General features: G+C 68.1%; 3 protein-coding genes. 2 read left to right on the forward strand and 1 reads right to left on the reverse strand.

Annotated features, from left to right (window positions below):
- Positions 1-174: 174 nt before the first annotated feature.
- Positions 175-552, forward strand: a complete 378-nt coding sequence (locus QF819_11090; GenBank protein ID MDP6803695.1) for an HIT family protein — start codon at positions 175-177, stop codon at positions 550-552.
- Here QF819_11090 and QF819_11095 read toward each other — a convergent pair.
- The gene (locus QF819_11095; protein MDP6803696.1) at positions 518-2,020 is read right to left on the reverse strand and encodes a DUF2779 domain-containing protein; all 1,503 of its coding nucleotides are present in this window, start codon (positions 2,018-2,020) and stop codon (positions 518-520) included. The genes QF819_11090 and QF819_11095 overlap by 35 nt on opposite strands.
- 269 nt (positions 2,021-2,289) lie before the next feature.
- Here QF819_11095 and QF819_11100 point away from each other — a divergent pair.
- On the forward strand, positions 2,290-3,450 hold a 1,161-nt coding region (locus tag QF819_11100; protein ID MDP6803697.1), incomplete at its 3' end, for an NERD domain-containing protein/DEAD/DEAH box helicase.

Consider the following 3,450-nt stretch of genomic DNA (forward strand, 5'->3'; position numbering starts at 1 on the left):
CCACACACAGGTCCATGAGTCCCAGGAGAACGGCGTATTTGTAGGTCGCAACGAAACTGCCCCGGTCGAGGACTGCCAGCACCCCTTCCGCAAAGCGAAGAATGCCTCTGTCGGAGCGCGGGTCTATCATAGTTTCTTCATGATAGCATGCTCCGCCGGTGCTACGCTCTCCGTATGAGTTGTCTCTTCTGCGCCCTCGATCAGGACCGCGTTCTCGCAGAGAACAGCGTCGGCATTGCAATCCGAGACGCCTATCCCGTCTCGCGGGGGCATACGCTCATCGTCGCGAAGCGCCATGTTGCATCCTGGTTCGACGCCACGGCCGAAGAGCGGAGCGGCCTCATGAAACTGCTGGGCGGGGAGAAGGCGCGGCTGGATCAGGAGATGAGTCCCGCCGCGTACAACATCGGAATCAACGCGGGGCGCGTGGCCGGACAGACGATCGATCATCTGCACATCCACCTGATCCCCCGGTATCCCGGAGATGTCCCCGATCCCACCGGCGGAGTTCGAAACATCATCCCCGGCCAGGGCCGGTACTCGCCCGGGTAGCCTCCCCCTCCAGCACCGCCAGCAACTCCACCATCGCTTCCGTATCCCGTTCGCAATACCGCAACAGGTCCTCCCGCACCCTCCCTCGCTCCTCCGCGCCCGCGTCCCCATAGGTCACGCGCTCGTACTCCCGGCTCGCCGCCCCGCCCTCCTGAATCCCCAGCGACTCGTACCCCGCGCCCGTCCACGCGGGAAGCACCCGCTTCAGCGAGTTCGACCCCCGCTGCTCCGGGTGGTACAGCCGGAACCGCCGAAACGGGTCCGCCAGGTCCTCCATCCGCCCCGCCACATCCTCCACGAACACGCGCGCCTCCGGAAGCGCGTCGGCCACCTCGTTCAGGATCCGCTCCTCGTACGCCATGTTGAACGCCAGCACCGTCCCCTCAGGCCCGATCGCCTCCTTCAGCGCCGCAAGAAACGCCGGCCGCGGGTCTCCCGCTCCGTCGGCCAGAAACTCCTCATGCCGCGCCGCCTCTCCCGGCGCCGGGAGCACATGCACCGAAAACTGGACCGGGATGTGCTGGTACGGGCGCGTGCCCTCGACGACCGGGATCCCGGGCATGATCGTCTCGAAGTCCATGCAGTAGACCGGGTACCGCAGCTTCCCCAGCCACGCGCGCACCGCGTCCCGATCCACCTGCCTGCGCCCCGTCACGACCGCGGCCTGTTGCACGCGCTGCGCCTCGCTCAGGTGGTCGCTCCCGATGTCCGCCAGCGCAAGGCGCCCCGCGCGGATCCACTCCAGCGCCTTCCCCTTCCGCACGCGGTACAGCTCCGCCACGCTGTGCTCCGGCAGGAACCCCCAGCACTTCTCCTTCAGCGGGCACTCGTACGGGTCGCTGCACTGCTTCCCGATCCCGACGACCGGCTCCGCGCCCCCAATCGTCGCATGAAACCCGCCCAGCCGCCCGGACACCTCGCCGACCCGCGCCTCCGCCTCGTCCGTCACATCCTCCGCATGGAAGAACTCCTTCGGGTCCACCTCTCCGCGTCGCACACAGTCCCGGTTCACATGCATCACAAAGAGCCGGTTCAGCCTTACGCCTTCGCCCGTCAGCACGAACTTCTGGAACGCGACATCCTCCAGGTTCACGGGCTTCACCCTCGTCCCGCTCTTCACCTCGATCAGATCCCACGCGCCGTTCTCCACCGGCACCAGCAAGTCCGTCCGGCAGTATCCTCCCTGATGCACGAAGCTCGCCTCGAACAGCGGCTTCCGATCCGGCAGGAGCTCCCGTGTCCGCTCCACCGTCTTTGCAAGGCCCCCGCGGCCGCGCTCCATCGGGACCTCCACGCCGTCCGGATAGAGTCGCTTCGCAAGATCCCCCACTCGATGCCCGACCGCGAAGATCGCCAGCGTGTCCGCGTCCGGAGGCGGGATCTCGTCCTTGCGCCGGTAGTGGTACCAGAGCAGCTTCTCGCACTGGAGCCCGGCCACGAACTTCGACTTGGAGATGATCCTGCCCAAGCGGCCCTCCCGGGGAAGCGGGGTGGAGAGGGGTCGCCGCGCCCGGGTCCGGTCCCGACCGGCGCGGCCTGCGGCACACGGCACACGACACACGGCGAGTGCGACACTATCCCACACCTGCCTCAGTAAATCACCTTGTAGTTTCGCGCCGCACCGCACGCCTGCCCCGCCGCCGCAAGTCCCGCCGCACCGCACGCCGCTTCCCACCGCGGGCGCCGTCGTGTACTCTCCGCGCACGCCGCACAGTCTCCGCCCCCGGAGGGTCGCCGATGCCGCCCAGGCGCTTCCCGAACTGCCCGCCCCCCGTCGAGCCGCGCTCCGAGCGCCGGGTCTACGAAGCCGCCGACGCCCTCGGTCCCGACTGGCTCGTCCTCCACGGCCTCCCCTTTTCCGACACGGACGCCCCCCCCGGCAGTTCAGACCGCGAGATCGACTTTCTCTTCGCGCATCCCGCACACGGGTGCCTGGTGCTGGAGGTGAAGGGCGGAGGAATCGGCTTCAGCGCGGAGTCCGGCCGGTGGCACTCCGTCAACGCGAAAGGCGCCCGGCACCTCATCACGCACCCCTGGAACCAGGCGAAAGACAACAAGTACGCGCTGGTCCGCAAGCTGAAGCGCATCGCACGCGACGGCCGCACGCCCTGGATCACGCACGCGGTCTGCTTCCCCGACATGCTGCGTGACGAACTCCCCCGCGACGCGACGACCGACGACGACATCACACTCGACCTCAGCGACCTCCCCCGCCTGGAAGACGCGCTCCTCCGCGCGATCGCCTTCTCATCCGGGACCGGGCCGCGCCCCCACGCACCCGGGCCAACGGGAATGCGCCTCCTTGAGAAGCTCTGCACCGAGTCTCGCACGGTCTCCACCCTCCGCCACTCTCTCCGTGAGACGAAGCGCCAGCAGGTGGAGTTGTCCGATCGGCAGTACGACATCCTGCACATGCTCTCCGGCAACCCGCGCGTCGCGGTCTCCGGATGCGCCGGGTCGGGGAAGACGCTTCTCGCCGTGGAGAAGGCGCGCCGCCTCGCCGCCAAAGGGAAGCGCGTCCTTCTGGCGTGCTTCAATGTCGCGCTGGGCCAGGACCTCCACGACGCCGCGGATCGCATCAACGACACCGAACCCGGGTCGGTCACGGCGGGGCACTTCCACGGGCTGGCGATCCGCTTCGCCAGAGAGGCAGGGCTCGCGGATGTCCCCGACTACGGCGACGAGCACTCCGACGGCGCCTACTACACCGATGTGCTCCCGGACGCCATGGCACGCGCCGCGGATGCCACCGGCCCTCGCTTCGACGCTGTCCTGATCGACGAGGCCCAGGACTTCCCCGGCGACTTCCTCACCGCCATCCTCTGCCACCACACCGATCCCGACGACGGCGAGTTCCACATCTTCTTCGACGCCAATCAGGCCATCTATACCCGCTCT

It is taken from the genome of Gemmatimonadota bacterium (assembly GCA_030747075.1).
Lineage (GTDB): Bacteria > ARS69 > ARS69 > ARS69 > ARS69 > ARS69.

Coding starts and splice junctions, on each gene's coding strand:
- QF819_11090 (MDP6803695.1), top strand. CDS start 175: ATGAGTTGTCTCTTCTGCGCCCTCGATCAGGACCGCGTTCTCGCAGAG.